Source organism: Pseudarthrobacter sp. NCCP-2145 (assembly GCF_023708005.1).
GTDB lineage: Bacteria > Actinomycetota > Actinomycetes > Actinomycetales > Micrococcaceae > Arthrobacter > Arthrobacter oxydans.
Genome location: NZ_BRCG01000030.1, coordinates 17725 through 40368, shown reverse-complemented (window position 1 = coordinate 40368; position 22644 = coordinate 17725). Strand labels below are relative to the sequence as shown.

The following is a 22644-nucleotide window of genomic DNA, read 5'->3' as shown; positions in this document are numbered from 1 at the left end:
GAACCGCCCGCGGGTACCGCAACGCCGCCAACTACAAATCGGTTATTCTCTTGAGAAGTGCCGTCAGGACGGCGGCATGACGCTCATTCCAGGGATCCATTTCCCCACGAACCGCGAAGAGCCGCCTAGCTGGGCTTATCCAGCGAAGCACAGGCACAGTTGCCGGCCTTGCTGTGGGCTGCGGCTGAGCGGTTGCCCGCCGCACCGGCTGCGAGAATGTTCGCATGCCACTCGACAGATATCCGATCCGGCGGCTGGAAGAGGACCCGTCCAACGTCCTGGACCGACGGCAGTGGCCGGCAGTCCTGCCGCCCGTGGCGCAGGTACTGGACGATGGACTCGACCTGACGCCAGCCACCGTCCTGGTGGGCGAGAACGGTTCAGGGAAATCAACGATCGTGGAAGCGATAGCCCTGGCGTACGGTTTGTCGCCCGAAGGCGGTTCAACTGGTGCGCGGCACAGCACCAGGGCCAGTGAATCGCTGCTGGCCGATCACCTGCAGCTTGTCAGGAATGCGGGCACCACCAGGCGCGGGTACTTCCTGCGGGCCGAAACCATGCATGGCTTCTTTACCTACCTGGAGAAAAACCCCAGCACCTCGGGCCGGGACGATATCCGCTTCCACGACATGTCCCACGGTGAGTCGTTCCTGGAACTCGCAGTCAACAGATTCCGCGGGCGGGGGCTGTGGGTGCTCGATGAGCCGGAGTCCGCATTGTCCTTCAGCGGGTGCCTGAGTCTCCTCGGGGTCCTGAAAGACCTCCTGGCGTCCGGGGAATCCCAGGTGATCATGTCCACGCACTCGCCGGTTCTTGCGGCCCTTCCGGGAGCCCGGATCCTGGAAGTGGGGCCGTGGGGACTACGCCCTCGTGGCTGGGAGGAGCTGGACCTCGTGGGCAGCTGGCGGTCGTTCCTTGATGCGCCCCAGCGGTACCTCCGGCACCTATAGTCCAGGCCGGAGCAGTACCACCGTGCGGCCTATTGCGCCGGCAGCGGATACTCCGGCGGACCGAAGGCCGCATCCTCCAGGTACCAGACGGTGGACCCCCGGCCGCCGGCCGGCATGATGCTGCCTTCGAACACAAACACAAGCTCAACGGACCGGTCCTCGGGCCGCCAGAAACCATTGGCGGGGCAGTGGAATCCGGTTTTGGCCATCAAACCCGGGCTTTTACCCGAATTCCTCCGCAAGGTGTTTATCTTTTTCACGGCGCACTCCCATTGATCCGCACAAGAATTAATTCGCCGGAATTGTCCGGCTTTTCCTAGATTCTAGGATCGGGGGAGCGGGAATACTAAGACCAATGATGAGTGACGCGATAAGTGGAACCTATGGACCAGCTACCGTGAATATTTGCTGCTGAGCATTTCCTGCAGCATTTCCTTCACCACGAGCAGGACCGCGGACGCCGCCTCGGACAGCGGGTCATGATCGGGGGTGCACAGCGCAATCTTGCACTGCAACGCCGGATCCACAATGCGCAGCACCTGGAAGTCCTCCTCGTGGAACAGGGCGTCAGCAGCGGACTTGGGCATGATGGTGGCGCCAAGATCGGCCCGCAGCAGCCGGGCGAGGGAGGGGACGGACTCCACTTCCCCCACCAGCCGGAGCTTCAGGCCCTTGCTGGCGAAGCCGGCCTCTACCGCCTGGCGCAGGGTGTGGATCTGCTCGGGCAGGAACAGCCCGTGGCGGGCCACCTCCTCAAGGGTGATGCCGCCGTCGGCCTGCTGCACCCCTGCCCTGCCCGCGTTGACTACGAAGTGCAGGTCCTCCACGATCATCGTGGTGAACTGCACGCCGCGGATAGGGCCGGGCTCGTAGATGAGTGCCATGTCCAGGCGGCCGTTCTTGATGGCCTCGCTGAGCACGCCGCCGTAGATTTCCGTGACGTGCAGGACGATGTCCGGGTACCGGCTGGCCACCTCGCTGATGATCCGCGGCGTCAGGCTTGAGGCCATGCTGTAGGGCGCGATCGCAATGGACACGCGGCCGGACGGTGCCGCCCCGGACTTGGCGACGTCCTGCCGTGCCTGGTCCACCAGCCGCAGGATGGACTGGGCATGCCGGTACAGCGTGTGCCCGGCGGCGGTGGGCTTTACCCCCTGTTTGCTGCGGATCAGCAGGCGCTGCTTGAGGTCGTTCTCAAGCGCCGAAACCTGCTGGCTCAGGGCCGGCTGGGCCACATGCAGCGCTGCCGCGGCCTTGGTGATGCTTCCTGAATCCACAATCTGCACGAAGTACGCAAGCTTCCGCGTATCCATGGCCGCCTTCTCTCTTCGCGGCGTCCTGAGCCCATAAAGGTCATAACCGGATGCTATGGAGGGATACGCAACTGGTCTTTGTGTGATGCATATCTCTGACACTAGGTTGAACCCAGAACGCTATTTCATGAGCAATTCATTCTAACCCCGGCCAGGCATGCGATTTAACGATGGCGTCAGACGCATTCCGCATAAAGCCGGTGTTTACCGGGATAGGCGTTTTCTTTTACATATCCGAAATATGCACTCAATAGCTTCAAAGCATCCAAGGATCCGCTACCAGCCCGGATTCTTCTTGAGAAAGAGACAGCAAATGCGAGCAACTATCAAAGGCAAAATGGCGGCCGTGGCCGCCCTCTCCGCAGCGGTTCTGGTCCTTTCCGGCTGCGGGGGCGGCAGCGAGGCAGCCGGCAGCGGCGGAAGCGCCACCTCGGGCGAGGTGAACCTCATCGCCTACTCGGGCGTCTGGCAGGACCAGTACACCGCTGCAGTAATCGAACCCTTCCAGGCCAAGTACCCGGACATCAAGATCAACTACGCCTCGAAGCGGTCCTCCGCTGAAATGCTCAGCGCCCTCCAGGGCCAGAAGAACAACCCCGCCACCGACGTCGCCATCATGGACAACTCCGTGTCCACCACCGGCAACAAGCAGGGCCTTTTCGAAAAGCTTGATACCGACGGCGTCCCGAACCTTGCCAACGTGCCGGAAAAGTTCCGGGACAAGGAAGGGTACGGACCCGTGGCGATGCTCGACGCCGTAGGCCTGGTGTACGACACTGCCACGTTCCCCGAGGCCCCGGACAGCTGGAAGGTCCTCTGGGACCCGGCCTACGCCGGCAAGATCAACGTCAACGCCCCGCCATCCCTGCTGGGCCTGTCCCTGACCGCCATCACCTCCAAGATGGAGGGCGAGGACTACACCCAGGGCATTGACTCCGCCGTGACCCGCCTCAAGGAAATGGCCCCTGGCGTCCAGACGTTCGCACCCAACCCGGACGAATACCAGAACGTCATTACCGGGCAGACCGTCCTTGGCCTTGGCCAGAACGCCCGCGGCCAGTTCTACAGCGACCAGAGCAACAAGAAGATGGGTGTCACCTTCCCCAAGGAAGGCACTGTCTACCAGATCAACACCATCAACCTGGTGAAGGACGCCCCGCACTCGGAGGCGGCCAAGACCTTCGTTGACTACGCACTGTCCGCAGAGGCACAGACGGCCTTCGCCAAGGCACTGTTTTACGCACCCTCCGTCACCAATGCGGAACTGCCCGCCGATGTGAAGGACCGCGTGGTTCCCACCGACGGCTCCCTTAACATCGTCCCGCTGGACGTCGAATTCCTGTCCTCGGCCCGCGACAAGTGGACCGACACCTGGAAGCGCCAGATCATCACCAACTAGCGCCTGCCGGCGCCCCCTCCCCAACTTCCCCTTCAGGAGAACTGAAACCGTGACTGAACCCAAACTGTCGATCGTTGATCTGACCAAAAGATACGCAGCAGATCTGGACCCCGCCGTCGACCGCCTGAACATGGAAGTTGAGGAGGGGCACCTGGTGGCACTCCTCGGCCCGTCCGGCTGCGGCAAGACCACCACCCTCCGGATGGTTGCCGGCCTCATGGACCCCACCGCCGGCTCCATCGTGGTGGACGGCAAGGAAATCACCCACACTCCGGTGAACAAGCGAGGCATGGGCATGGTGTTCCAGTCCTATGCCCTGTTCCCCCACATGAACGTGGAACAGAACGTGGCGTTCGGCCTGGAAATGCGCCAGACACCCAGGTCCGAGCAGAAGGCACGGGTGGCGGCCGCCCTGGACATGGTCCAGCTCGGCCACCTCGGCAAGCGCCAGACCAAGGAACTGTCCGGCGGCCAGCAACAGCGGATCGCCCTGGCCCGCGCCCTGGTGGTGGAGCCCACCCTGCTCCTCCTGGATGAACCCCTGTCCAACCTGGATGCCAAACTCCGCGAAACCATGCGCACCGAAATCCGGTCCATCCAGCAGCGCACCCGGGCAACCACGCTCTTCGTCACGCACGACCAGGACGAGGCACTGGACATGGCCGACCGGATCGCCGTGATGAACGGCGGCCTGATCGAACAGTTCGGCTCGCCCACCGAGGTGTACGAGCGGCCCCGCACGCATTTCGTCGCCAACTTCATTGGCCAGGCCAACTTCCTGACCGCCCGCATCGGCGCGGAAACGGGACGGGCCAACCTTGCAGGCGAAAGCTACTACAAGGTGGACGTGGACGGCCTGGGCCAGTTCGGCGCCATCGGGTCCGCCGGCCTGTCAGGCAGCAGCCACGAGCTGGTCATCCGCCCGCACCGGCTCAATGTGTCCCTGCACCCCGGCGCAGCGCAGGCACCACTCGCCGGCACCATTGAACGGGTCAGCTACACCGGTGACGCCCTGGACGTCACGGTCCGCATCGGGGACCAGCAGCTGCACGCGCAGATGCTGACCAGCAGCGGCGACCTGCCCCGCATCGGAGACGCCGCCTACCTCTCCTGGGCGGCCGACGACGCCTACCTCCTCCCGGCAGCCGTCCAGCCGGAGAGGCTGGCAGCATGACGGTCCTGGAAGCCCCCGCCGCGCCGGAACGGCCCAAAGCCCATGACGAGGGGCAGCTCGAACGGGCTACCGAGCGGCGCAACCGGCGCACCTACCTGGCGCTGCTGCTTCCGGGCCTGCTCGGCCTGCTGGTCAGCTTCGTTTTCCCGCTGGCGTACATGGTCCGGATGTCCTTCAACCAGGGCGCACCGGACGGTGTCATCGTTGAGACGTTCACCCTGGACACCTACATCCAGCCCCTCACCGACCCCTACTACTGGCGGGTCACGCTGGACACTTTCCAGATGGGCGTCACCGTCGGCATCCTCTGCGTCATAGTGTCCTACCCGGTGGCCCTCTTCCTTGCACGGAGTACCAGCAAATGGCGCGGCCTGCTCATCGCCATTGCCATCGCCCCGCTGCTCACCTCCGCCGTGGTCCGCACCTACGGGTGGATGGTCATCCTGGGAACCAACGGCCTGATCAACTCCTCGCTCGGCGGCCTGGGCCTGATCGACACACCCTTGAAGCTCACCAACAACATGACCGGCGTGACCATCGGCCTGGTGGAAATCTTCATGCCGTACGCGATCCTCGCCATGATCTCCGGGTTCGGCAGGCTAAGCCCCCAGCTGGAGGAGGCGGCCGGTTCCCTCGGAGCCAGCAAGTTCAAAGTGTTCACCCGGGTGACGCTGCCGCTGTGCCTTCCCGGCCTCCTGACGGCGTTCCTTTTGGTCTTCGTCCTCTCCATCAGCACCTTCATCACCCCGCGGCTCCTGGGCGGCGGCAGCGTGCAGGTGCTGGCCACCGAGATCTACGACCAGACCACCGGCCTGCTCAACTGGCCGTTTGCCGCCGCCCTGTCCGTCATCCTGCTGGTGCTCTTCGGCCTGATCATCGCCGTCTACCAGCGCGTCACCAAGAAAATCGGAGGCTGACCGTGAGCAGTGCCAACGCAAGCAGCGCCAAAGTCTTCAAGCCGCGCTTCAACCCCGCCAAACCCGCCTTCGGGGCGCTGGTGTTCCTGTTGTACCTGTTCCTGCTGGCACCGCTGCTGATCGTGTTCGTGGTGTCCTTTGCGTCCAACCAGTACCTGTCCTTCCCGCCGGAGGGGCTGACCCTGAAGTGGTACGAGATGCTTCCGCAGGAAAGCACGTTCATGGAGGGCATGAAGGTCAGCCTGATCGTGGCCGTCATCGTCACGCTCATTGTCCTGGTGCTGGGGGTTCCGGCGGCGCTGGCGCTTGACCGCTTCGAGTTCAAAGCCAAGGCCGCCGTGCAGTCGTTCTTCCTCTCGCCGCTGCTGATCCCCAGCATCGTCCTGGCGCTGGGCATGGTGCTGCTCTTCGGCCCGCTGAAATTGAACAACACCTACGCCGGCATCATCATCGGCCACGTGGCCATCACCATCCCGTTCGTCATCAGGACCACCCTGATGAGCCTGGCCACCACGGACACGTCCTGCGAGGCGGCCGCCCGCATCCTGGGCGCTGACTCCTGGACGGTGTTCCGCCGCGTGACCCTTCCCATCATCCAGCCGGGCGTGATCGCCGGCGGCGTCATCGCCTTCATCGTCTCCTTCGACGAAGCCGTCATCTCATTGTTCGTGGCCGAATCAGGGCTGCCAACCCTCCCCGTGCAGGTGCTGAGGTACGTGGAAAACTCCGCGGACGCCGCCGTCGCGGCCCTCTCCGTGATCCTCATCCTCATTTCGCTTGCCGTGGTGGTGGTGGTGGAGCGCGTCATGGGACTGCGCAAAGCCCTGCGCTGAGTCTTCCTGTTCCACGAGCGCCTACAAAACAATCCTGCCCGGTCCGCACCAGCGGGCCGGGCAGGAGGCCGTCCACAAGATGCACAGGTCATAACCGGCACCTATCCCGTGACACCGATTACGTCTTTGTGTGATCAAAGTCCCGGTGCCAGACTTTTTCTACAAGCCCGGTAAACCGGGCCCGGACCCAAGCCACCTCCGGCTGGTCCACAGAATCCGCTTCCGGCAGCTGCCGCTTCCCCTGGCCAGCGCCGCGCCACCACCCCAAGGAGGGCTCACATGGGACCCATCGTTGATCTCGTTGCAGATCTCGGAGAAGGTTTCGGCACGTACTCCATGGGCGACGACGCGGCCCTCCTGGAAGTGGTGTCCAGCGCCAACATCGCCTGCGGCTTCCATGCAGGGGACCCGGACATCATGAATGCCACTGTGGCCGAGTGCGTGCGCCGCGGTGTCAGCATCGGCGCGCACCCCAGCTTCCCGGACCTGCGCGGCTTCGGCCGGCGCGCCATGGACCTCACCGATGACGAAGTCCGCAACGACGTCCTGTACCAGTTCGGAGCCCTCAGCGCCTTCGCCGCCTACCATGGCGCCGCCGTCGTACACCTCGCACCGCACGGCCGCCTCGGCAACCTTGTAGCCACCCGCCCCGACTACGCCCAGGCCGTTGCGGACGCCGCCGCCCGGATCAGCCCGGACCTCATTGTCCTGGCCCAGGACGGCGAGCTTGCAGACGCCGCAAAAGCGCGCCAGCTGCCCGTGGGCATCGTGGGCATCGCAGACCGCGCCTACGAGGCGGACGGCACCCTGGTGCCGCGGAGCCGCGCCGGCGCCGTCATCCACGATCCCTCCGCCATCGTGGAGCGCACCATCCGGATGGTCTGCGAGGGCCTGATCGAGACCGTCGCCGGAACCGACCTGCCGATCGTCGCGGACACCATCCTCCTGCACGGGGACACCCCCGGGGCGGTCCAGCTGGCACGGCAGGTCCGCGCGGAACTGGAGCGCGCCGGCGTGACCATCGCCCCGCTCACCCGGGTCCTGGCCGCCAAAGTGGAAGCCGCCTGACATGCCCGCCACTTCCACGCCAGCCCTGCCTCCGGTGGAGGTCTTCGAATCCGGGGACGCTGCCCTGCGCGTCGTCGCATCGTCAGCGGACCGGGAAGCCAACTGGGCCACCGTCCATGCCCTTGCCGGGTGGCTGGACGCCGCCGGGGCCGACGGCGTCCACGGCGCGGTGCCGACGTATGACTCGCTGCTCGTGGAGTTCGACCCCGGCGTCACCTCCGCCCGCCAGGTGAAGGCCTTCGTGCTGCTGGGCCTGCGCCAGCTCGAATTCACCGGCGCCCCCGCCCGCGCCCCCCGCGAGTTCATCGTCCCGGTGGCCTACGGGGGAGAGTACGGGCCCGACCTGGAACGGGTGGCTGGACAGCAGCAGCTTTCCGTCGAGGAAATCATTGAGCTGCACACGGCCAAGGCCTACGTGATCCGCTGCCTTGGCGCACCCGCCGGTTCGCCCATGATGGACGGCCCCGACTTCCCGCTGCCGGTCCCGCGCCTCAAGGACCCTCGACTCTCCGTCCCCGCCGGGGCGGTGTCCGTGGCCGGCCGCCAGGCAGTGATCGCCCCCGCGGCCGCACCGGGCGGATGGTGCGTCATCGGCCAAACCCCGCTCACCGTCCTCGACGCAACGGCCGAACCCCTGGTTCCCTACGTCCCCGGCGACCTGCTGCGGTTCCACCGGATCCCGCCGGAAGACTTCGCCATCTACGCCGGCCGGAAACTGGAGGCAGCACGATGAACGGATCCCTGGTCATCCAGCAGCCCGGCAACTCCGTGGTCACGGACCTTGGCCGCTTCCGGGGGCCCAGGTTCGGGCTGCCCGTGAACGGCGCGCTGGACCAGTTCTCGGCACGGGCGGCGAACATCCTCGCCGGGAATGCGGACAACTCCCCGCTCCTGGAAATCACTGCACTGGACTTCCGGATGCGTGCCACCACGGACATCCTGATCGCCGTCACGGGAACGCCCCTGCACCTCACGGTGGGCGGGCGCGAGTGCCAGCAGTGGGAGCCGGTATCCGTGCGGGCGGGGGAGACAGTGGCACTACGCCGGATCGACGGCGGCCTCCGGGCTTACGTAGCGGTCCACGGCTCTGTGCACGCGCCGGTCCTCCTGGGCAGCTGCGCGCCGGACACCGTGGTGGGATTCGGGCTTAGGCTCACGGAAGGCACGGAATTGAGGACCTTCAAGAGCGTCCCGCCCATCCGGCAGCCGTACTTCGACCTGCCGCTCTTCCGCCTGGGCCTGACCCGCCCGGAGTTCCACAGCACCGCAGTGGTGGAAGTGACGGACGGCCCCGATGTGGACGAATTCGGCGGGACCTCGGACCTGCTCTACAGCACCGAGTACACCGTCAGCGGCCGGAGCAACCACATCGGACTGAGGCTGGGAGGGGCACTTCCGGAACGTCAGTCCACCGCCGAGGTACTCTCCCGCGGCGTCCCGGTGGGAGCCATCGAAGTGCCCTCCCGGGACGAACTCCTGGTGCTGCACCGCGGGCGCGGAGTCACCGCGGGCTACCCCGTCCTGGCTGTGGTCACCAGCCATTCCCTCGATGTCCTGGCCCAGGCCAGGCCAGGCCACACAATCACCTTCCGCAGGACCACCGTCCCGGAGGCAACGGCGAAACACCGGGCAGCGCTGCGGGAACTGGAGAACCTCCGGTCCACCGTCAGTACAGTTTTCTCCCTCCTCGGCGTCGGCACTGAACCGGGCCCGCCCCGGCTCGCACCCGCCGCCGGAAGCTGAAGACTCTCGCTTCCCCCGAAAAGCATTGTTACGATCCCCTTAAGTAAGGAACACCATGTCCACTTCAACGCATGCGGCCCCGCCGCACCCGGAGCGGCTCAGCAGCAAGCAGACCCGCAAGGTTGTCACGGCCGGCTGCGTCGGCATTTTCGTGGAGCTCTACGACAACGGCATCTTCGCCTTTATGGCCGGAACGCTTGCCCTGGTGTTCCTGGCACCCGGAAACCCGGACAACGCCCTCCTGTTTGTTTTCGCCGGCTACGCCGTCTCCTTCTTCGTGCGCCCCCTCGGCGCCGTCGTCTGCGGGTACCTGGGTGACCGGATAGGACGGCAAAAGCTTCTGGTGTTCGTCATCCTGCTGATCAGCGTGGCGACGGCCGGCATCGGCCTGCTCCCGGACTATGCGGCCATCGGCATCGCCGCCCCCATCCTCCTGGTGCTGCTCCGGCTGCTGCAGGGCTTCTCCGTGGGCGGTGAAGCAGCCGGCGCCATGACGTTCCTGGCCGAGCACGCCCCCGAAGGCAAGCGCGGCATCATCACGTCCTACGCGCAGATTGCATCCTTCGCGGCGCTCCTCACCGGCACGCTCGTTGCCTACGCCATGTCCCCATGGCTCACCCAGGCAGCTATCGACGGCGGCGGGTTCGGCGCGTTCGCCTGGCGCATTCCGTTCCTGGTTGCCATCCCCATGGGCGTCATTGGCTGGTATATCCGCAAGGCCATCAGCGACACCCCCAACTTCGAAAAACTCAAGGAAGAGGGCGGGCTGTCCGCCAACCCCCTAAAGGAAGCCTTTGCCTCCGCCGAGCACCGCCGCGCCATGCTGCTGGCACTCTTCATTCCGCTGATGAACGGCTCCGGCTACTATGTCCTGTTCTCCTACATGCCCACCTTCCTCAAGGGCAAGCAGCTGAACTTCACCATCGGCGAGGCCCTCCTGGTCACCGCCTGCAGCCTGGTGGTCATCTGCATCGCCATTCCCTTCATGGGCGCCCTCTCGGACCGCATCGGCCGCAAGAAGGTCATCGCCGGCGCCGCCATCGCCATGGCCATCCTGGGCATCCCCTCCTACGCGCTGATCGCCACCGGCGACATGGCGCTGGCCATCCTCGGCGCCTCGATCATGGCCGTGGTCTTTGCCGGGCACACCGCGGTCATCCACATCCTGATCGTGGAACTCTTTCCCACCCGCGTGCGGTATTCCGCGTACGGCTTGGGCTACAACATCTCCTCGGCACTCTTCGGCGGCACCGCGCCGCTGCTGATGACCTGGCTGATCAGCAGCACCGGCAACATCTACATGCCTGCGTTCTATGCCGTCATCACCGCGCTGGGAACCCTCGCCGCCGTCAGCACGGTCAAGGACCGGGCGCACCTGCCGCTCCGCGACGCCTGACTCTCCATCTTTCCGATTTTCCACTACCCGGGCAGCACTGTGCTGCACCTTCCTAGGAGACCTCCATGTCTTTTTCCGACTACTCAACGGCCCTGGTCACCGGTGCCTCCACCGGCATGGGCGCCGCGATCGCCGAACGCCTGGCCAAGCGCGGACTCACCGTCCACGCCCTGGCCCGAAACGAGGACCGCCTGAAGGAACTCGCGGACAAGACCGGCGCGGTGCCGCACGCGGTGGACCTGACGGACACCGCTGCGCTGGCTGCCGCCGTCGGGGACCTCCAGGTCGATGTCCTGGTGAACTGCGCCGGCGTCTCCCGGCCCGGCAACATCCTGGACTCCAGCGAGGCCGACATCGACGAGCTGGTGGACGTCAACCTCCGCGGCCTGCTCCAGCTCACCCGGCTGGTCCTGCCCGGCATGGTGGAACGCGACCTGGGGCACGTCATCAACGTCAGCTCGATCGCCGGGACCTACAACTTCTACGGCCACACGGTGTACCACGCCACCAAGGCCGCGGTGCACCAGGTCTCCCGGCAGCTCCGCAACGACACCGTGGGCAAGCGCATCCGCGTCACCGAGATCTGCCCGGGACGGGTGGAAACTGAGATTTTCGGCCGGAACATGGGCGGCACCCCCGAGGCAATGGAGGAGGCATGGAAGACCTACTACGAGGGTTATGAATCGCTCACCACTGATGACATCGTCAACGCCATGGATTACGCCATCGAAACACCCCGGCACGTGAATGTTGGCATGCTGGAGCTTATGCCCACCTTCCAGGTCCCCGGCGGACTGACTTTCGACCGCCGCTGACCGTCCCACCAGCCCTCTCCACCCATAGGACCGACAGGATTTCCGATGCAAACAGTCCGTACCGTCAGCTTCCCCGACCAGCAGCTCCTCGACGATCTCTCGCCCCTTCCCGAAGGGCTGCAGGGGGTGGTCTGGGACCTGGAGGCGGATCCAGACGGCGGGACGCTGGCTGAGATCGACGGCGTCATCCTTCCGTACATCAACGCCGGCGCTGTCCTGGGATCCCTCGCCAAGGTACCCGGCCTGAAGTATGTCCAGACCCAGTCCACCGGCTACGACGGCGTGATAGAGGCCGCCGGTCCGGCAGCAGGTGTGGCGAACGCCTCCGGAGTCCACGCGGCGGCGACGGCGGAGCTCGCCATCGGGCTCATCCTGGCCAAGCTGCGCGGCATCGACCAGGCGGTCCGGGACCAGCAGTACGGCCTGTGGCGGCCTGAGCGCCGCCAGTCACTGGCGGACCGGCGGGTCCTGCTGGTGGGCGTCGGCGGAATCGGGCAGGAGATCGCCCGCCGCCTTGAGCCGTTCGAAGTCACCGTCACCCGGGTGGGCAGCTCAGCCCGCACCGATGAACACGGCCAGGTCCACGCGTCGTCGGAACTTCCCGCGCTCGCGGCCACGCACGACGTCCTGGTGTCGGTGCTGCCCCTGAACCGGCACACCCACCAGCTGATCGGCGAAGAGGTCCTGGCCGCACTCCCGGACGGCGCCCTGGTGGTGAACGTGGGCCGCGGCTCCGTCGTGGACACTGGCGCCTTGACCAAGGAGGTTCTCTCGGGGCGCCTGCAGTGCGCCATTGACGTCGTCGATCCCGAGCCCCTGCCGCAGGACCATCCGCTGTGGTCCACGCCCAACGCCCTCATCACTCCCCACGTGGGAGGCAACGCCTCGGCGTTCCAGCCGCGGATTCTCAAGCTCCTCCGCAAGCAGCTCGAGGCGCTCGCCGCGGGCCAGTCCCCGGCCAACCTGGTGCAGGCAGGTCCCTTCGCATGAGTTCACTTTTTGACCTGACCGGGCGGGTTGCGCTGGTCACCGGTTCCAGCCGTGGGATCGGCAACGCGCTGGCCCGCGCACTGGCCGACGCCGGTGCCACCGTGGTGCTGAACGGGCTTAACGAGGAGCGGCTCAAGGATGCCGCAGCCGCGATGGCTGCCGACTTTGCCCCCGGGCGGGTGCACAGCGTCGCGTTTGATGTGACGAGCGACGACGGGGCTGCCCGCGGGGTTGCCTGGGTGGAGGAGCACGTGGGGCCGCTGGAGGTCCTGGTGAACAACGCGGGCATCCAGCACCGGGTGCCCATGCTGGACCTGGACGTGAAGGACTGGGAACGGGTGATTTCCACGGACCTGACCAGCGCCTTCCTGGTGGGACGCGAGGCCGCGCGCTTCATGATCCCGCGCGGCCACGGCAAGATCATCAACATCTGTTCCGTGCAGACAGACCTTGCCCGCCCCACCATTGCCCCCTACATCGCGGCGAAGGGCGGGCTGCGGAACCTGACCCGGGCCATGACGGCTGAGTGGGCGGCGTCCGGGCTGCAGATCAACGGGATTGCGCCGGGATACATCCATACGGAGATGACCCAGAACCTGGTGGACGATGAGCAGTTCAACTCCTGGATCCTTGGCCGGACCCCGGCCAACCGGTGGGGGACAGTGCAGGACCTTGCCGGACCCGCAGTCTGGCTGGCGTCCCGGGGATCGGACTTCGTCAACGGACAGACCATCTTCGTCGACGGCGGCATGACGGTGGTGGTCTGATGCCGCTGGATACAGCCCTCCCTATTTCCGGCCCGGCAGTGGTGGCCCATGCCGCCAATGATCTCCGGATCGACGAGGTGCCCCTCGCCGCCCCCGCGCCGGACGAGGCCGTCATCGAAGTCCACTACGGCGGTATTTGTGGTTCTGACCTGCACTATTGGCTGCATGGGGCCGCCGGTGAATCGATCCTGAAGGCGCCCCTGGTGCTCGGGCACGAGATTTCGGGGACCGTGGTCCGGGCAGCAGCAGACGGAACGGGACCCGCCGCCGGAACTCCGGTGGCAGTCCACCCGGCAACACCCGGCCCCGGTGCCGCACGGTATCCGGCGGACAGGCCCAACCTTTCGCCGGGCTGCACCTACCTGGGCAGCGCCGCGCGGTTCCCGCACAAAGACGGCGCCTTCAGCCGGTACGTGAACCTCCCCACGCGGATGCTCCGGACGCTGCCGGACGGCATCAACCTGCGCACCGCTGCCCTGATCGAGCCCGCAGCCGTGGCGTGGCACGCCGTGGCGAGGGCGGGGAACGTTGCCGGCAAGACCGCGCTGGTGATCGGCAGCGGCCCCATCGGCGCCCTGGCCGTGGCGGTCCTGAAACGCGCCGGCGCGAGCCGGATTACCGCCGTCGACATGCATGACAAGCCGCTGGACATCGCCAAGGCCGTCGGCGCGCACCAGTTGCTCGCCGCCGGTGATGCCGAGGCGATCGCCGCCGTCGAGGCCGACGTTGTCATTGAATCCTCCGGTAACCACCACGGACTCGCCTCCGCCATCCGGGGCGCTGCCCGCGGCGGGACCGTAGTGATGGTGGGGCTGCTGCCCACGGGTCCGCAGCCGGTACTGATCTCCCTGGCCATCACCCGGGAGCTGGAGCTCAAGGGTTCGTTCCGCTTCAATGACGAGATCGACGACGTTATCGCTGCCCTGGCAGACGGTTCACTGCAGATCGATCCCGTCATCACGCACGAATTCCCGGTCGGGGAGGCCCTGGAAGCCTTCAGCGTGGCGCGCAATTCGGCCGAGTCCGGGAAAGTGCTGCTGAGCTTCGGCGAAAACCACCCAGCCTCCGCCTAGAGTTTTTGTCCAGATAGGCAGGGATAAGTGCCGCCGCTGAAGCCTGCAGATCTGGACAAAAACGCCCGCTATTTTGGCGGGCTGTGCAGGGGGATGACTTCCAGCGTGCCGTGCCCCACAAGTACCAGTACGTGCTGCGCCGTGACTCCGTCCAGGGCGGCCGCCACCTGGCCCACCGTTTCAGCCGGCGCTTGAAAAGCTGCCCCCACCGAATCTGCACCGGCCGCCGGAAGGACCGGGCCGCCGTCGTCCGCCCGTACCCAGACGGTGACCCTGGCAGCGCCCGTGGCGTCAGCAATGCCCCGTGCCAAGGCGTCCGGGTCCGGGTGCTGCCCCATGACCAGGGTGAGCTGCTCGATGGTCCGTTTCCTGGCCGGCTGGGCGGCCGCGAGGAGGGCGCGGTCGTGCCGCCACAGGGCGAAGTGGTACCCGGCCACAAGGGCGGCAGCCACCAGGAGCCCGAACGGTGCACGGATGCGGTCCAGGAGGCTGCCGCCTGTGACGTCCCCGAGCAGGAACTCGAAGACCCGGTAGCCGATCACCAGGAGCGTAATGAGTGCCACCACGGCGCTGACGCCAAAGAATGCGATGAGGTACACGCGGCGTCCGGGCGGGATGGCATCGGCAGACTGAGGCTGGCTCCTGGGCTTCCACGCCAGCCACCAGACCGGCCCGCCCACCAGGAGGGAACTGATACCGCCAAGGAGCAAGGTGCGCGTAGCCCCACCCGCCAGCGGGGAAACGGCGGCTGCCAGCAGTGCGTTCACCACAACGCCCACCCCGGACGCTGAAGCAGCCAGGGCAACCGCGGACGTCACCAGGAGGCTGGCACGCGTGGTGGCGGGGGACCGGCGGATGGACGCGGTGCGGTGGTAGCGCCACACCAGCGCCCCCACGAGTGTTGCGGCCACGGCCGGAGCCAGCGCCTCCAGCAGTTCGTTCAGGGGGTCATCCCGGTCGAACGCCAGCCGCAGGAACACAAACAGGACCACGCCCGCCCCGCCGAGGGCAGTGATGCCGGCCGCGAAAACCCCGACGATGATCATGATGCTGTCAACCAGGTTGGTCTGGAAGCGGCGCCCGCCTTCCCTGAACCAGTGCCACCACCAGACCACGGTTCCGCCCGCCGCCCACACGAGCGAGCGGAGCACGGAGTACCACCAGGGCTCAACGGTCACCGTCAGGGGGAAGCCGCGGACAGCGACGTCGAGCAGGCCGCTGAGCGCTGCGATGCCGGCTCCGGCGCCGAGCAGCAGGCCAAACACTGAGCCGACGACGGCCCTCACGTCGTCCAGGTGGACGGTGGGCTTCCGGGGGTGCTTCCACATCCAGCGGTGCCACACCCAGATGGCAGCCCAGACGATGGCGTTGGCCAGCGCCGGCGCCCAGTCACCGTCCCGCCGTCCTATGAGGGACGCCGCCATCCCCAACAGCGAGGTGGTGAAGATGATCAGGGAAACCCCATACATGGCGGTGAGGTAGAGGCCCCACCCGGCGGACCTGCGCTCTGCCTCGTCGTCGAGCCTGCGCCACACAAACCACCACAGAAGCAGGGCGAGGGGACCTCCGATCAGGGTGAAGGCCAAGGACCGGGCGAGCCCGGCCACATCCGTCGATGCCAGCACAGCCCCTGACGTGAACAGCCGGTCCAGTAGTCCGCTGAGGCCACTGGCGGCAATTACCACCAGGGCGAACAGCAGGGCGTACTGGATGAGCCGGCGCAGCGTCACCTGGGCGAGCCCCGCCGGCAGAACCGTTGTGCCTGCCGGGGCGCTCATGGTTTGACCTGTGTTCCGGTGCATGCCATCAGCTGGTACGGCGCCTGGCTGATCTTCCAGTCTCCGTCCGCCTTCACCAGCGAGAAGATGTCTTCCGACTCGTACTCGGAGGGGCCGAAGGGCCCGTCCTGGGACGAGTTGACGATTGAGACGCGCACGGTGGCTGACTGGTCCCGCTCCGACGTGGACACCAGGACCACCCGGGCCGGCCGGGGTTCACCGAAGTACGAGCCGCGGCAGATGGTGCGGGCGGAATCCGTGAGGTACGTTTCGGCAGTTGCGAGGTCGCCGTCGATCACGGCCGTGCTGTACCGCTGGACGACTCCGGCCGGGCTGGCCTCATCGAGGGGTTCAGGATCTCCCCGGGAAAACACCACGGCCAGGGCCACCACCACCAGCAGTCCGATAACCCCCAGCAGCACGAGGAGGATCCGGTCCGGTTTTCGCGCTGCATTAGTCATGGCGACAGTATGCACTGTCGGCACGACATTCGCTGGTGTCTTTCGGCCCAAAAAAATACTTGACACTTCAACTAAGAGCACGTACATTTAGTTGTAGCTTCAAGCAGTAATCCACAAACGGCAGAACAGAACCCCATGACAAACCTCCTGGCCCGCATCTTTGGAAAGAAGAACCCCATGACTGACATCACCATCATCGGCAACGGCAACATGGCCCGCGGCATCGCAACCCGGGCCCTGGCGGCAAGCAAGACCGTCGAAATCCTCGGCCAGGACGCAGGCAAGGCCCAGGCCCTCGCGGCCGAACTGGGTGCCGGCGTCGCCTCCGGCACCACGGCGCAGGATCCCCAGGGCAGCATCGTTGTCCTCGCCGTGCCATTTGACGCCGCCAAATCCGTCGTCAGCACCTACGGTGCCGCGCTCGCAGGCAAGACCATCGTGGATATCACCAACCCGGTGAACTTCGAAACCTTCGATTCCCTGGTGGTGGAGCCGGGCACGTCCGCCGCCGAGGAAATCGCGGCGCTGGCACCCGCCGGCGCAAGCGTGGTCAAGGCCTTCAACACCACCTTCGCCGGCACCCTGGTGGCCGGGGAGTCGGACGGCCAGCCCCTCGACGTTTTCATCGCAGGCGACGACGACGCAGCCACCCGTGCAGTCAGCGGCTTTGCCAGCGCCGCCGGAATGCGCCCCCTGGTAGTGGGACCACTCAAGCGCGCCCGCGAGCTCGAGGGCTTCCAGTTCGTCCTGATGACCCTGCAGGCCAACCCTGAATTCGCAGATTTCAACTGGGACACCGGGCTCAAGGTCACCAACTAATGAACACCCCGTATGTGGTGGCGACCGCCGGATCGTCGGACCCGGCGCAGCCGCTGGTGGTGTTGCTGCACGGCAGGGGTTCAAGCGAACGCGGGATCATCGGTCTTGCAGAGCACCTGCCCGCCGGCCCGGTCTACGCGGCCGTGCGGGCGCCGATCGCTGAAGGTGGCGGCTACGCCTGGTTCCGGAACCGTGGCATCGGCAGGCCCGTCGAGGAATCCCTGACCGAAACCATGGCCTGGTTCCGGAGCTGGCTTGACGCCGTTGCTCCGGCCGGCCGGCCGGTGGTGCTGGTGGGATTCAGCGGGGGAGCGGCGTTCGCCGGCGGCCTGCTGCTTTCCGACCCGCAGCGCTTTGCCGGCGGGGCGATCCTGTACGGCACCCTGCCCTTCGACGCAGGGGTGCCCCTCTCGGCGGCCCGCTTGGCCCGGGTACCCGTCTTCGTTGCGCAGGGCGAGCAGGACCGGGTCATCCCGGCAGACTTGCTGCTGCGGACGTGGAACTATCTCCTCACCGAATCCGCCGCCCCGGCCTATGCCCGCCGCGATCCGGGTGGGCACGGCATCACAGGGGAGACGCTGGACGAACTCGGCGACTGGATCCGTGAACGGCTTGCATTCCTGGCACGGCCGCGCGCCAACGGCGGCAGTGACGTAAAGGCCGGGTGGACCGGGCTGCGGGAGGATGGCCTGCCGCTTCGTGCTGGACATCGTCCGCAGGTTTCATGGACCATTCCGCAGGAACAGCGAAGCGACAACGCGCCGCGGGAGTTGCAGGAGAAACTGTTGTCCCGCATCAGCACGCTGGCCGGTGTTTCCACCCGGCAGTCTGCCATTTCGGTGCCCGGAGCCACGGGACTCATGCTGGGCCCCGCTCCTGCTGCAACTCCGGACGGTTTCCTGGTGCCGTCCGTGGGCGAGTTCGCCCACCAGCATCCGGCCCACGACGGCTCACTCCACGTTGCCTTGCCCCCGGTATTGGCCGCGGAGGCGGTAGCGAAGGGCTGGGCGGTTCCCCATCCGCTGGCCGGCGTCCGGCTGGCCAGCGGCATGGTCCTGGTTTATGGTCCCCGCGACGACAGCGAACTTGAGACGGTTGCAGCCATCGTCCAGACCAGCCACCACTACGCCACCCTGCAGGTCTGACGCTTTGGGCGGGGCTGCCGGCACGGGCGGGCCAGCCCCAACCGGAACGGACGACGGCGGGAGGTTCCGCGGTCGTCCGTTCCGGTTCCGGGGCGCCGCGTCAGTTCGCGGGACATCGTGCCGTGCCGTCGGTTCAGTGACCTTTCCGCAGGTGGTCCTGCAGGACATAGATGGTGCGCTGGGCGCACTGCTTGAGCCTCCGCAGGTGCTCCGCCGCAAGCCGGGGCAAAACAACGGCCGGGTCGGCGGCCCTGGCTTCCTCCCGCAGCGATCCTTCAAGTTCCAGGGCGAGGGCGGCGAGCCTCTCCGCCCCCACCATCTGGCTGGACGTCTTGAGGCTCAGGACAGCATCCATGCCACCCGGCAGGTCGCCGGTGGTCAGGGCAAGCCGTACCTTTTGCAGCCTCTGGGGCATCTGCGCGATGAAGGCCTCCACAAAGACCTTCCACACGCCCTCGTCATCCTCGAGTTCGTCGCGCAGCCGCTCAAGCACTGCGGGGTCCAGGAGGGGAGGGACGTTACCGTCCGGCTGGGTCATGTCGGTGCCTCGATGCAGCCCATGACCCCCCTCGCAGCCGGAATTCCCGTGGTGATGACCGCGGGCTTTCACAGGACGCTACGGTGAGCGGGGATGGAGGGCACGAGTGGTGGGTACTCGATTTTCGGCGGGCATTGCTCGTGCTAGCTGCCGGGCGTGAAGATGTCCTCGATGGTGCACCCGAAGAGTGATGCCAGGCGGAAGGCCAGGGGGAGTGACGGGTCAAACCGGCCCTTCTCGATGGAAATGACGGTTTGCCTCGAGACTCCCAGCGCATCGGCCAGCTTCTGCTGCGACCAGCCATGCTCCCTGCGCAGTTCCGGAAGAGTGTTCTCCATCGGCTACCCCCGTCTCCGGTTGACGGTGTAACGGATTCCCGCGGACAGCATTCCCACGACACTTACGGCCAGCAGGCCCACGGACCCCTCAATTTCAAGGGGCGTCAGGAAGAGCACCGCTGTTCCGAGGCCGGAAAAGATCAGCAGGTCGTGGAATGCTCCTGCGGCGGCATTGTCATACCAGCGCGATTCCACGGATTCCTCCGGGCGGGAGGCCGCGCCCTCCAGGGAATCCCGGTCAACAAGGAACGCCCAGGCGAGTGCACACATGGGCAGGGCCATGAGGGCTGCCACGATGGCGGCACCCAGCAAAGGCTGCTGCGGAGCAAAGCCTGCCAGGGCGGCAGCTGCCGCGATCAGCGCGGCGAGAAGGATCCCCAGGGGGATGGCGGGCATCATGGCCGGTACGGTGCGGGTGCCAAGCCGGGCCCGTCCCCAGGCGGTGCGTAGCGGATTCCCTGCCGCACTGTTCTTGTTCTCCGTCATGTCAGACCCCCAGTTCTTGTCGGTAATCGATGTCTCCAGTGTAAAGCGAGCTTGACTGTAAAGTAAACTTGTCCATTGCGCGCGTTCCCAGGCCCGCTCCATCCCGTTGTCCCTCCGGTACCCTGAGGGAATGGCGCGGGAACTTGCGGACTTGAATGCGGAGGTCATCCTGCTCGCGGGAGCGGGACGGGCCATCCTGCTGCAGCTTGCAGACCCCGGCGTGGGCCGCGGCGTCGCAGAGCACAGCACCTTCACGGACCGTCCCATCAACAGGCTCAAGGGCACACTGACCTACGTGTATGCCGTCACCTACGGGACTGACGAGCAGGTCAAAGAGGTCCGGCGCAGGGTGAACCGCGCCCACGTCCCTGTCCGCCGGGATGCCGATCACGAAACGCCCGGCTACAACGCGTACGACCCCGAACTGCAGCTGTGGGTCACGGCAACGCTTTACGACACCGCCGTGGTCATCATCGAGAAAATCTACGGCCCGCTCGACGACGAGTCCGCCGACGCCATGTACAGGGACTACGCGAAGCTGGGGACAGCCCTGCAGCTGCCGCCGGACATGTGGCCGAAGGACCGTGAGGCGTTCGGCCGGTACTATGACGCCCGCATGGCCGGCCTCCGGGCGAGCGACGCCGCCGTCCGCGTGGGCCGCGGGCTCCTGTATCCACGGCATGCAGCGCTCTGGTACCGCGCGATCATGCCGTTCGCCCGGTTCCTGACGGCCGGCCTCCTCCCGGACCAGTTGCGGAATGACTTCGGCCTGCCGTGGAGCGGGCGCCACGAACGCCGGTTCCACCGCACCATGAAAGCCCTTGCCGTGGCCTACCCCAAGCTGCCGCAGCGGCTCCGGCACTGGTTCAAGAACTACTGCCTCTCCGAGCTGGACACCTTCTCCCGCCGGGCAGGGCGCGTCAGTGCTTAGTTCCACTCCGCTGGAGGCGCGGCTTGACGAGCGGGCCCGGCGGTTCCTGGCCAGCGCCCCTGCCAGCCGCGTCCGGCCAAAGCTCACCGAATTCGTGGTCTTCGGCCTGAAGCAGGGCTGGGCATGCATTTTCGGCGCCACCCTGCTTGCAGTGCTGATGGCCGCGCGGCTCTGGTACCCGGACGGGGCCGGACTGGCCCGGAACGACTTCCTGACCCTCGCCGCGGTGCTGATCCAGGTCCTCATGTTCGCCTTCAGGCTGGAAACCCTGAAGGAGCTGCGGGTCATTATCCTGTTCCACCTGGTGGGGACGGTGATGGAGCTTTTCAAGACCGACGCCGGCTCCTGGTCCTACGAGGCCGAGGGCTTCCTGCGGATCGGGGCGGTCCCCCTCTTCAGCGGCTTCATGTACGCGGCCGTCGGCTCCTACATGGTCCGCGTCTACCGGCTGTTCGACCTGAGGTTCGCCCGCTATCCGCGGCGCTGGATCACGGCGGCCGTGGCCGCGGCCGTCTACGGCAACTTTTTCAGCCACCACTACATCTGGGACGCCCGCTGGGTGCTGCTCGCCGCCGTCGTGGTTGTCTTTGGCCGGTGCGTGATGCACTTCAGGGTGTTCAGGAAGCATCACAGGATGCCGCTGCTGCTCGCCTTCCTGCTGGTGGCGCTGTTCATCTGGGTGGCCGAGAACATCGCCACCTGGTCCGGCGCCTGGCTGTACCCCAGCCAGGTGGACGGCTGGCAGCCCGTTGGGTTGGAGAAACTGGTGGCGTGGTTCCTGCTGATGATCATTTCAGTGGTGCTGGTGGCCTGGGTCTACAAGCCGCAGCCGCCTGCCGGGGAAACCACGGATGGTCCAGCGGCTGCCAGGCAATCAATCCCGGCGTCCACCAGTAAGCTCGCGGAATGAGTGAATCCGCACGGTTCCTGGCTGCCTACGATGAACAGCTGCGCACGGATGCCGAGACACCCGGCGCCGTCTCGGTGAAGAGGCACGGGCCGTTGCACCTGGCGGCGTTCCGGGACGGCCGCGGCTTTGTGACATACCGGGATCTTGGGGATGCCGGCACTGAGGCCCTCCACCGGCTGGTCCGGGGGGCGGTGGACTGCTTCCGGGCCGATCCCGGGATCACCCGGGTGGAATGGAAGACGCGCAGCCATGACCACGCCCCCGGACTACATGAGGTGCTGCTGGGGCACGGCTTTGTCCCTGATCCGCCGGAATCCATCATGATCGGCGGCGCGCAGGCGCTCAGCGTCCCCGTGCCGCTCCCTGACGGCGTGGTGGTGCGGCAGGTGGTGGACGAACCGGATGTCCGGGCGATGTGCGCCATGCAGGATGAAGTCTTCGGCGATCCGGTGTCCGACGGGATGGCCGATGCCCTGCTGCACCGGCTCTCGCTGGGTGACGGGATGCAGCTGTGGGTGGCCGAGGCGGACGGCGGGATTGTCAGTGCCGGCCGCCTCGAGCCGGTGGAAGGCACGGCCTTCGCCGGGATCTGGGGCGGTGCCACGCGCCCGGAATGGCGCGGCCGCGGGATCTACCGGGCTTTGACCGCCCGCCGGGCACAGTCGGCCCTCGGCCTGGGCAAGACGCTCATCCACAGCGATTCGACCGAGTTCTCACGGCCCATCCTGGAGCGCTCCGGGCTGGTCAAGGTCTCCACCACCACCCCCTACCGCTGGCGGCGGGAGGGCAGCTGACCGCCC

At 66.4% G+C, this 22644-nt stretch carries 25 protein-coding genes; 18 read left to right on the top strand and 7 right to left on the bottom strand.

Annotated elements, in window-relative coordinates; genetic code table 11:
- The first annotated feature begins 224 nt into the window (after positions 1–224).
- Positions 225–950, top strand: a complete 726-nt coding sequence (locus NFU08_RS19640; protein ID WP_251425656.1) for an AAA family ATPase — start codon at positions 225–227, stop codon at positions 948–950.
- A gap of 29 nt (positions 951–979) precedes the next feature.
- Here the strand turns inward: NFU08_RS19640 and NFU08_RS19635 are convergent, their stop codons facing one another.
- Positions 980–1159: a hypothetical protein gene (locus tag NFU08_RS19635; protein ID WP_251425653.1), complete on the bottom strand. Its 180-nt coding sequence runs from the start codon at positions 1157–1159 to the stop codon at positions 980–982.
- Between the two features lie 183 nt (positions 1160–1342).
- The gene (locus NFU08_RS19630; RefSeq protein ID WP_141000424.1) at positions 1343–2263 is read right to left on the bottom strand and encodes a LysR substrate-binding domain-containing protein; all 921 of its coding nucleotides are present in this window, start codon (positions 2261–2263) and stop codon (positions 1343–1345) included.
- Positions 2264–2576: 313 nt separating this feature from the next.
- Here NFU08_RS19630 and NFU08_RS19625 point away from each other — a divergent pair, with 313 nt between their 5' ends.
- The 12 genes from NFU08_RS19625 (at position 2577) to NFU08_RS19570 (ending at position 14438) form a co-directional block, all read left to right on the top strand.
- Positions 2577–3662 carry an ABC transporter substrate-binding protein gene (locus NFU08_RS19625; protein WP_251425651.1) on the top strand — a complete coding sequence of 362 codons (1086 nt, stop codon included), beginning with the start codon at positions 2577–2579 and terminating at the stop codon, positions 3660–3662.
- Positions 3663–3711: 49 nt separating this feature from the next.
- On the top strand, positions 3712–4836 hold the full coding sequence (locus tag NFU08_RS19620; protein ID WP_251425648.1) for an ABC transporter ATP-binding protein: 1125 nt from the start codon (positions 3712–3714) through the stop codon (positions 4834–4836).
- Positions 4833–5753 carry an ABC transporter permease gene (locus NFU08_RS19615; RefSeq protein ID WP_251425645.1) on the top strand — a complete coding sequence of 307 codons (921 nt, stop codon included), beginning with the start codon at positions 4833–4835 and terminating at the stop codon, positions 5751–5753. Before NFU08_RS19620 ends, NFU08_RS19615 begins: the two co-directional genes overlap by 4 nt.
- 2 nt (positions 5754–5755) lie before the next feature.
- A complete protein-coding gene (locus NFU08_RS19610; protein WP_251425643.1) occupies positions 5756–6586 on the top strand; it encodes an ABC transporter permease in 831 nt (276 codons plus the stop codon).
- A gap of 279 nt (positions 6587–6865) precedes the next feature.
- A complete protein-coding gene (locus NFU08_RS19605) occupies positions 6866–7654 on the top strand; it encodes a LamB/YcsF family protein (protein WP_251425641.1) in 789 nt (262 codons plus the stop codon).
- Between the two features lies 1 nt (position 7655).
- Positions 7656–8387 (top strand): allophanate hydrolase subunit 1, encoded by a 732-nt coding sequence (locus NFU08_RS19600; protein WP_251425639.1) that lies wholly within the window; start codon positions 7656–7658, stop codon positions 8385–8387.
- Positions 8384–9397: a biotin-dependent carboxyltransferase family protein gene (locus tag NFU08_RS19595; protein ID WP_251425637.1), complete on the top strand. Its 1014-nt coding sequence runs from the start codon at positions 8384–8386 to the stop codon at positions 9395–9397. Before NFU08_RS19600 ends, NFU08_RS19595 begins: the two co-directional genes overlap by 4 nt.
- A gap of 55 nt (positions 9398–9452) precedes the next feature.
- A complete protein-coding gene (locus tag NFU08_RS19590; protein WP_251425635.1) occupies positions 9453–10793 on the top strand; it encodes an MFS transporter in 1341 nt (446 codons plus the stop codon).
- A 65-nt stretch (positions 10794–10858) separates the two neighbouring features.
- A complete protein-coding gene (locus NFU08_RS19585; RefSeq protein WP_251425633.1) occupies positions 10859–11608 on the top strand; it encodes an SDR family oxidoreductase in 750 nt (249 codons plus the stop codon).
- A 45-nt stretch (positions 11609–11653) separates the two neighbouring features.
- On the top strand, positions 11654–12598 hold the full coding sequence (locus tag NFU08_RS19580) for a 2-hydroxyacid dehydrogenase (RefSeq protein WP_251425631.1): 945 nt from the start codon (positions 11654–11656) through the stop codon (positions 12596–12598).
- Positions 12595–13365: an SDR family oxidoreductase gene (locus NFU08_RS19575; protein WP_251425629.1), complete on the top strand. Its 771-nt coding sequence runs from the start codon at positions 12595–12597 to the stop codon at positions 13363–13365. The genes NFU08_RS19580 and NFU08_RS19575 overlap by 4 nt, the downstream gene beginning before the upstream one ends.
- Positions 13365–14438 (top strand): L-idonate 5-dehydrogenase, encoded by a 1074-nt coding sequence (locus tag NFU08_RS19570; protein ID WP_251425627.1) that lies wholly within the window; start codon positions 13365–13367, stop codon positions 14436–14438. The genes NFU08_RS19575 and NFU08_RS19570 overlap by 1 nt, the downstream gene beginning before the upstream one ends.
- 68 nt (positions 14439–14506) lie before the next feature.
- On the opposite strand, the gene NFU08_RS19565 is transcribed toward NFU08_RS19570, so the two are convergent.
- A complete protein-coding gene (locus NFU08_RS19565; protein ID WP_251425625.1) occupies positions 14507–16216 on the bottom strand; it encodes a DUF5671 domain-containing protein in 1710 nt (569 codons plus the stop codon).
- Complete coding sequence (locus NFU08_RS19560; protein WP_251425623.1) at positions 16213–16677, bottom strand: hypothetical protein; 465 nt, start codon at positions 16675–16677, stop codon at positions 16213–16215. The genes NFU08_RS19565 and NFU08_RS19560 overlap by 4 nt, the downstream gene beginning before the upstream one ends.
- A gap of 177 nt (positions 16678–16854) precedes the next feature.
- Between NFU08_RS19560 and NFU08_RS19555 the strand changes: the two genes are divergently transcribed.
- Both NFU08_RS19555 and NFU08_RS19550 read left to right on the top strand, forming a co-directional pair.
- Positions 16855–17496: an NADPH-dependent F420 reductase gene (locus tag NFU08_RS19555; protein ID WP_251425621.1), complete on the top strand. Its 642-nt coding sequence runs from the start codon at positions 16855–16857 to the stop codon at positions 17494–17496.
- Positions 17496–18641 carry a luciferase family protein gene (locus NFU08_RS19550; protein WP_251425618.1) on the top strand — a complete coding sequence of 382 codons (1146 nt, stop codon included), beginning with the start codon at positions 17496–17498 and terminating at the stop codon, positions 18639–18641. Before NFU08_RS19555 ends, NFU08_RS19550 begins: the two co-directional genes overlap by 1 nt.
- 133 nt (positions 18642–18774) lie before the next feature.
- On the opposite strand, the gene NFU08_RS19545 is transcribed toward NFU08_RS19550, so the two are convergent.
- The 3 genes from NFU08_RS19545 to NFU08_RS19535 form a co-directional block, all read right to left on the bottom strand.
- Positions 18775–19179, bottom strand: coding sequence for an Hpt domain-containing protein (locus NFU08_RS19545; RefSeq protein WP_251425616.1), 405 nt, complete (start codon positions 19177–19179; stop codon positions 18775–18777).
- A gap of 143 nt (positions 19180–19322) precedes the next feature.
- Positions 19323–19517 carry a helix-turn-helix transcriptional regulator gene (locus NFU08_RS19540; protein WP_104189442.1) on the bottom strand — a complete coding sequence of 65 codons (195 nt, stop codon included), beginning with the start codon at positions 19515–19517 and terminating at the stop codon, positions 19323–19325.
- 3 nt (positions 19518–19520) lie between these two features.
- Positions 19521–20003, bottom strand: a complete 483-nt coding sequence (locus NFU08_RS19535) for a hypothetical protein (protein ID WP_251425615.1) — start codon at positions 20001–20003, stop codon at positions 19521–19523.
- Positions 20004–20133: 130 nt separating this feature from the next.
- On the opposite strand from NFU08_RS19535, the gene NFU08_RS19530 reads away from it, so the two are divergent.
- The 3 genes from NFU08_RS19530 to NFU08_RS19520 are packed head-to-tail and all read left to right on the top strand — an operon-like array spanning position 20134 to position 22638.
- Positions 20134–20934: an oxygenase MpaB family protein gene (locus NFU08_RS19530; protein ID WP_251425613.1), complete on the top strand. Its 801-nt coding sequence runs from the start codon at positions 20134–20136 to the stop codon at positions 20932–20934.
- Positions 20927–21844: a DUF817 domain-containing protein gene (locus tag NFU08_RS19525; protein WP_251425611.1), complete on the top strand. Its 918-nt coding sequence runs from the start codon at positions 20927–20929 to the stop codon at positions 21842–21844. Before NFU08_RS19530 ends, NFU08_RS19525 begins: the two co-directional genes overlap by 8 nt.
- Complete coding sequence (locus NFU08_RS19520) at positions 21841–22638, top strand: GNAT family N-acetyltransferase (RefSeq protein WP_251425609.1); 798 nt, start codon at positions 21841–21843, stop codon at positions 22636–22638. Before NFU08_RS19525 ends, NFU08_RS19520 begins: the two co-directional genes overlap by 4 nt.
- The last annotated feature ends 6 nt before the right edge of the window (positions 22639–22644 follow it).

Coding starts and splice junctions, on each gene's coding strand:
- NFU08_RS19640 (WP_251425656.1), top strand. CDS start 225: ATGCCACTCGACAGATATCCGATCCGGCGGCTGGAAGAGGACCCGTCC.
- NFU08_RS19635 (WP_251425653.1), bottom strand. CDS start 1,159: ATGGCCAAAACCGGATTCCACTGCCCCGCCAATGGTTTCTGGCGGCCC.
- NFU08_RS19630 (WP_141000424.1), bottom strand. CDS start 2,263: ATGGATACGCGGAAGCTTGCGTACTTCGTGCAGATTGTGGATTCAGGA.
- NFU08_RS19625 (WP_251425651.1), top strand. CDS start 2,577: ATGCGAGCAACTATCAAAGGCAAAATGGCGGCCGTGGCCGCCCTCTCC.
- NFU08_RS19615 (WP_251425645.1), top strand. CDS start 4,833: ATGACGGTCCTGGAAGCCCCCGCCGCGCCGGAACGGCCCAAAGCCCAT.
- NFU08_RS19605 (WP_251425641.1), top strand. CDS start 6,866: ATGGGACCCATCGTTGATCTCGTTGCAGATCTCGGAGAAGGTTTCGGC.
- NFU08_RS19600 (WP_251425639.1), top strand. CDS start 7,656: ATGCCCGCCACTTCCACGCCAGCCCTGCCTCCGGTGGAGGTCTTCGAA.
- NFU08_RS19595 (WP_251425637.1), top strand. CDS start 8,384: ATGAACGGATCCCTGGTCATCCAGCAGCCCGGCAACTCCGTGGTCACG.
- NFU08_RS19590 (WP_251425635.1), top strand. CDS start 9,453: ATGTCCACTTCAACGCATGCGGCCCCGCCGCACCCGGAGCGGCTCAGC.
- NFU08_RS19585 (WP_251425633.1), top strand. CDS start 10,859: ATGTCTTTTTCCGACTACTCAACGGCCCTGGTCACCGGTGCCTCCACC.
- NFU08_RS19580 (WP_251425631.1), top strand. CDS start 11,654: ATGCAAACAGTCCGTACCGTCAGCTTCCCCGACCAGCAGCTCCTCGAC.
- NFU08_RS19575 (WP_251425629.1), top strand. CDS start 12,595: ATGAGTTCACTTTTTGACCTGACCGGGCGGGTTGCGCTGGTCACCGGT.
- NFU08_RS19570 (WP_251425627.1), top strand. CDS start 13,365: ATGCCGCTGGATACAGCCCTCCCTATTTCCGGCCCGGCAGTGGTGGCC.
- NFU08_RS19565 (WP_251425625.1), bottom strand. CDS start 16,216: ATGAGCGCCCCGGCAGGCACAACGGTTCTGCCGGCGGGGCTCGCCCAG.
- NFU08_RS19560 (WP_251425623.1), bottom strand. CDS start 16,677: ATGACTAATGCAGCGCGAAAACCGGACCGGATCCTCCTCGTGCTGCTG.
- NFU08_RS19555 (WP_251425621.1), top strand. CDS start 16,855: ATGACTGACATCACCATCATCGGCAACGGCAACATGGCCCGCGGCATC.
- NFU08_RS19550 (WP_251425618.1), top strand. CDS start 17,496: ATGAACACCCCGTATGTGGTGGCGACCGCCGGATCGTCGGACCCGGCG.
- NFU08_RS19545 (WP_251425616.1), bottom strand. CDS start 19,179: ATGACCCAGCCGGACGGTAACGTCCCTCCCCTCCTGGACCCCGCAGTG.
- NFU08_RS19540 (WP_104189442.1), bottom strand. CDS start 19,517: ATGGAGAACACTCTTCCGGAACTGCGCAGGGAGCATGGCTGGTCGCAG.
- NFU08_RS19535 (WP_251425615.1), bottom strand. CDS start 20,003: ATGACGGAGAACAAGAACAGTGCGGCAGGGAATCCGCTACGCACCGCC.
- NFU08_RS19530 (WP_251425613.1), top strand. CDS start 20,134: ATGGCGCGGGAACTTGCGGACTTGAATGCGGAGGTCATCCTGCTCGCG.
- NFU08_RS19520 (WP_251425609.1), top strand. CDS start 21,841: ATGAGTGAATCCGCACGGTTCCTGGCTGCCTACGATGAACAGCTGCGC.